This window comes from Mycobacterium sp., assembly GCF_035653355.1.
Taxonomy (GTDB): Bacteria; Actinomycetota; Actinomycetes; order Mycobacteriales; family Mycobacteriaceae; genus Mycobacterium.
Genome location: NZ_DASRBZ010000139.1, coordinates 1 through 3,549, shown reverse-complemented (window position 1 = coordinate 3,549; position 3,549 = coordinate 1). Strand labels below are relative to the sequence as shown.

The window sequence follows — 3,549 nt, the reverse complement described above, 5'->3', positions numbered from 1 at the left end:
CACCGCCGGCGATTCTGCGCGCGCCAAAACGCTTACCGAGCAGCATGTGCAATCGGCGACCGCCTGGCTGCAGCGTCACCACGGTTGCAGGCGCGCGGATCCCACGCGGCCCAGACAGCGCGACAACGAGGCATCACCGGGCAAACTCGCCGAGATGCTGGCGGGCACTATCCAAGACGATATCGCCGCCAGCGGTTGGCGTTTGGGTTCGGTGTTTGGAACCGAGAGCCAACTGCTGCAGCGCTACCGGGTGAGCCGATCGATATTCAGAGAAGCGGTGCGGCTGCTGGAATATCACGCCGTCGCCCGCATGCGGCGAGGCCCCGGCGGCGGTCTTGTGGTGACAAAACCACAGCCGCAAGCCAGCATTGACACCATCGCGCTGTACCTGCAGTACCGCAGACCGATTCGCGAAGATTTGCGTTTGGTGCGCGACTCCATCGAAATCGACAATGTGGCAAAGGTGGTCAAGCGACGGGAAGATCGCGACGTGCAGGCTTTTCTGGACGTGCACCGGCACGCGATCGACCAGACATCCGACGACCTCCGCAAGGCCGAGATGGCGGAGTTCTTCTTCCATACCGGGTTGGCGCAGCTAGCCGGAAACCCGGTATTGGACTTGTTTTTGCGGATACTCGTCGAGCTGTTCCACCGGCAGTGGACCAGTCTGGAACAACGTCCGGCTACTGGGGCCGATGCCGTCGAGGTCTTACGCGCCCACCACCGGATTGTCGAGGCAATCTTCGACGGTGACGACAGCCTGGCGTATCACCGCACTCGGCGGCACCTCAACGCTGCGGTCTCTTGGTGGCTCTAACCTAACGCGTCCGAGTCGCTGGCACCCCGGCCCATCAACTCCAAACCGGCCATCGCCTGCTCGGCGCCGGCTCTATCGGTCTTCTCGACGACGAAACCCATGTGGATAATCACCCAATCGCCCGGGGCGAATGTCTCCTCCGGCAGCATGCCGACGTTGACTTTGCGGTTCTCACCAGCGACGTCGACCAGCGCGAGTTGGTCTCCGTAACCGTCGAGCATCCGGACGACTTGACCGGGAATCCCCAAACACATCGCCGTCATACCTCTCGCGCCGCTGCGTCGACGAGCATCGCCACCGCCGACTCGACCGCCGCCACCGCGTCCGGCACAGCTGCCCGCACGGGCTCGCTCAGGCCCATCCCGTCCGCGACGTCGGCGACCTCACACCCCACCACGATAGTCCTCGGGGCCACTCCGCCGAGGGCGTTAAGACTGGCGAACACCGCCGCCGGGTCCATGCTGTGCGCGTCGAGTCCCGGCGTGGGCGCGAGCGATCCGTGGTCAGCCTCGAAGACGTGGACGGTGCCCGGCGCACCGCGGTTGGGCAGCGCGTCGACCAGCACCAAGGCGTCCCATTCCTCCAGCAGGTCGTAGGCCAGATGCATGCCCCCGATTCCGTAGTCGGTGACGCGCACCGACTCCGACGCCAGCCGGACCGGGAGCGCACGCAGCACCTCGGAACCGAAGCCGTCGTCGCCGAGAAAGATGTTGCCGATCCCGGCCACCAGGACCCGGGGCCTGCGCGGCGGCATCGTCACGGCGAATCACCCGCCACGAATCGCCGCAACCAGCCAAACCAGGCCGACATGCCGTCGCCGGTGCGCGCGCTGACCGGCAGGATGGTCGCGGTCGGGTTGACCTCTCGGATGTGGGCGGTGTAGCTGTCCACATCGACGTCCAGATACGGAACCAAGTCGATCTTGTTGAGCAGCACGACGTCCACCGCGCGGAACATCACCGGATATTTCAACGGCTTGTCGTCGCCCTCGGTGACCGAGTACACCATGGCCTTGGCGTGCTCGCCCACGTCGAACTCCGCGGGGCACACCAGATTCCCGACGTTCTCGACGATGACGAGGTCGAGCCCCGCCAGGTCCAGGCCCTGCAGGGCGCGGTTCACCATAGGGGCGTCCAGGTGGCATTCCCCCCCGAACCCGTTGCTGGTGTTGAGCAGGGATATCTGTGCGCCGCGGCCGCCGAGCTTGGCCGCGTCGAGGTCCGTTGCGATGTCGCCCTCGATGACCCCGATGGCGATCTCGCCGGCGAACTCGTCGAGGGTGGCGGCCAGCACCGTCGTCTTGCCGGACCCCGGTGAACTCATCAGATTCAGCGCCCGAACACCGTTGTGGTCGAACGCTTCTCGGTTGTAACCGGCGCGGATGTCGTTCTCGGCGAAGATCGACTCCAGCACGTCGACGCGCTGCGAGCCGGTCTCGTAGCTGCTGTGGTCACCGTGATCGTGGGTGTGCGGATGATCGCCGTGCTCATGGATATGCACGGTGCCGTCGTCGTGCCGGTGAAACCTACCCATGGCGCGCACCTTTCACGACACGTCCAGCGACGTCACCAGGAACTCGTCACCGCGCAATATCTCGACGTCGGCGCTGCCGCAGTGCGGGCACAATAGTGACCACCGCGAGGTGATCGCGGACTGCAGTCCGCAGGACCGGCACTGCACTTCCGCGGTGACGAACTCCATCTCCAGCTCGGCGTCGGGCATGTCCTCGTAGTCCCGGACCAGGGTCCAGCAAAATGACAGCGATTCGGGAACCACCTGGCGAAGCGCGCCGATCTTGACGCGCACGACGTCGACGTGGCGGCCGTCAGCATACGGTTTGACCGTCCCGGCGATCGCTTGGCACAACGACAGCTCATGCACGGTTGATTGCCCGCCTCATGAGCACCGTTGTACACCGCTGAGCCCACCTGGGTGGTCGAGCTGACGCAAAACGGCGGCCCCAGCGATGCGCAGTTGGAAGCACAATGGGAGAAGGAGAGGAGCCGATCATGGGCATTGCGCTATCCACCACCCTGCACACTTCGTTCGACGACGCCGTCACGCGCACCCGGGAAGCTCTGGCCCACAAAGGTTTTGGTGTGCTGAGCGAGATCGATGTGAAGGCCACGTTGAAAGCCAAGCTGGGTGAAGACATGGAGGATTACTTGATCCTGGGCGCCTGCAATCCGCAGTTCGCCCACCAGGCGCTCGACGTGTACCGGCAGATCGGGGTGCTGTTGCCCTGCAACGTAGTGGTCCGCCGAGACCCGGAGGCGCCGGATACGGTCATCGTCGACGCGATGCACCCCAAGTTGATGGCCGACGTGACCAACGAGCCCAAGTTGGGGGAGATCGCCGACGCGGTCACCGGACTGCTGCAAGAGGCTTTGCAAGAGGTGGCCGAGGGTCCAGACGGCGCTTCAAGCAACGCCTAAACGAACTTGCAGCGGTCCTGCACCAGCGTCTACTCTCGCGGACGTGCAGCGTCTTGCCGTAGTAGCCAGTACCCGCAGCGGGGTCTGATCCGGACCGACCCCCCGCTGTGGGTCGGAAGCTACTACCCGTCGGTCATTCCTGCAGACCAGAGAAGACCGCACATGACTTCTTCATCGCTGAGCAGAACGCATAGCCGCTTCACGACTGCGGCGTCGTGGTTCGCCGACCACTTCGGTGTCGCGGTGCCGCGCGGACTGCGCGAGCAGGCCGATGCCATGCCGTGGGAGAGCTTCGCG

At 64.7% G+C, this 3,549-nt stretch carries 6 protein-coding genes; 2 read left to right on the top strand and 4 right to left on the bottom strand.

What is annotated here, in order from left to right; genetic code table 11:
• The coding region (locus VFA16_RS04560; RefSeq protein WP_324966665.1) for a FadR/GntR family transcriptional regulator at positions 1-817 on the top strand (817 nt) is incomplete at its 5' end.
• Here VFA16_RS04560 and VFA16_RS04555 read toward each other — a convergent pair.
• Genes VFA16_RS04555 through VFA16_RS04540 form a run of 4 tightly spaced genes read right to left on the bottom strand, consistent with a single transcriptional unit; the run spans position 814 to position 2,698 of the window.
• A complete protein-coding gene (locus VFA16_RS04555; protein WP_324966664.1) occupies positions 814-1,071 on the bottom strand; it encodes a HypC/HybG/HupF family hydrogenase formation chaperone in 258 nt (85 codons plus the stop codon). The two genes, VFA16_RS04560 and VFA16_RS04555, sit on opposite strands and share 4 nt — an antisense overlap.
• A 5-nt stretch (positions 1,072-1,076) precedes the next feature.
• Positions 1,077-1,571: a hydrogenase maturation protease gene (locus tag VFA16_RS04550; protein ID WP_324966667.1), complete on the bottom strand. Its 495-nt coding sequence runs from the start codon at positions 1,569-1,571 to the stop codon at positions 1,077-1,079.
• 2 nt (positions 1,572-1,573) lie between these two features.
• Complete coding sequence (gene hypB / locus VFA16_RS04545) at positions 1,574-2,350, bottom strand: hydrogenase nickel incorporation protein HypB (protein ID WP_324966663.1); 777 nt, start codon at positions 2,348-2,350, stop codon at positions 1,574-1,576.
• A gap of 12 nt (positions 2,351-2,362) precedes the next feature.
• On the bottom strand, positions 2,363-2,698 hold the full coding sequence (locus tag VFA16_RS04540) for a hydrogenase maturation nickel metallochaperone HypA (RefSeq protein ID WP_324966662.1): 336 nt from the start codon (positions 2,696-2,698) through the stop codon (positions 2,363-2,365).
• A gap of 128 nt (positions 2,699-2,826) precedes the next feature.
• On the opposite strand from VFA16_RS04540, the gene VFA16_RS04535 reads away from it, so the two are divergent.
• The gene (locus VFA16_RS04535; RefSeq protein ID WP_324966666.1) at positions 2,827-3,252 is read left to right on the top strand and encodes a DUF302 domain-containing protein; all 426 of its coding nucleotides are present in this window, start codon (positions 2,827-2,829) and stop codon (positions 3,250-3,252) included.
• Positions 3,253-3,549: the final 297 nt, after the last annotated feature.

Excerpts from the sequence above, each read along its gene's own strand:
- VFA16_RS04555 (WP_324966664.1), bottom strand. The coding sequence starts at position 1,071 with ATGTGTTTGGGGATTCCCGGTCAAGTCGTCCGGATGCTCGACGGTTAC.
- VFA16_RS04550 (WP_324966667.1), bottom strand. The coding sequence starts at position 1,571 with ATGCCGCCGCGCAGGCCCCGGGTCCTGGTGGCCGGGATCGGCAACATC.
- hypB (WP_324966663.1), bottom strand. The coding sequence starts at position 2,350 with ATGGGTAGGTTTCACCGGCACGACGACGGCACCGTGCATATCCATGAG.
- VFA16_RS04535 (WP_324966666.1), top strand. The coding sequence starts at position 2,827 with ATGGGCATTGCGCTATCCACCACCCTGCACACTTCGTTCGACGACGCC.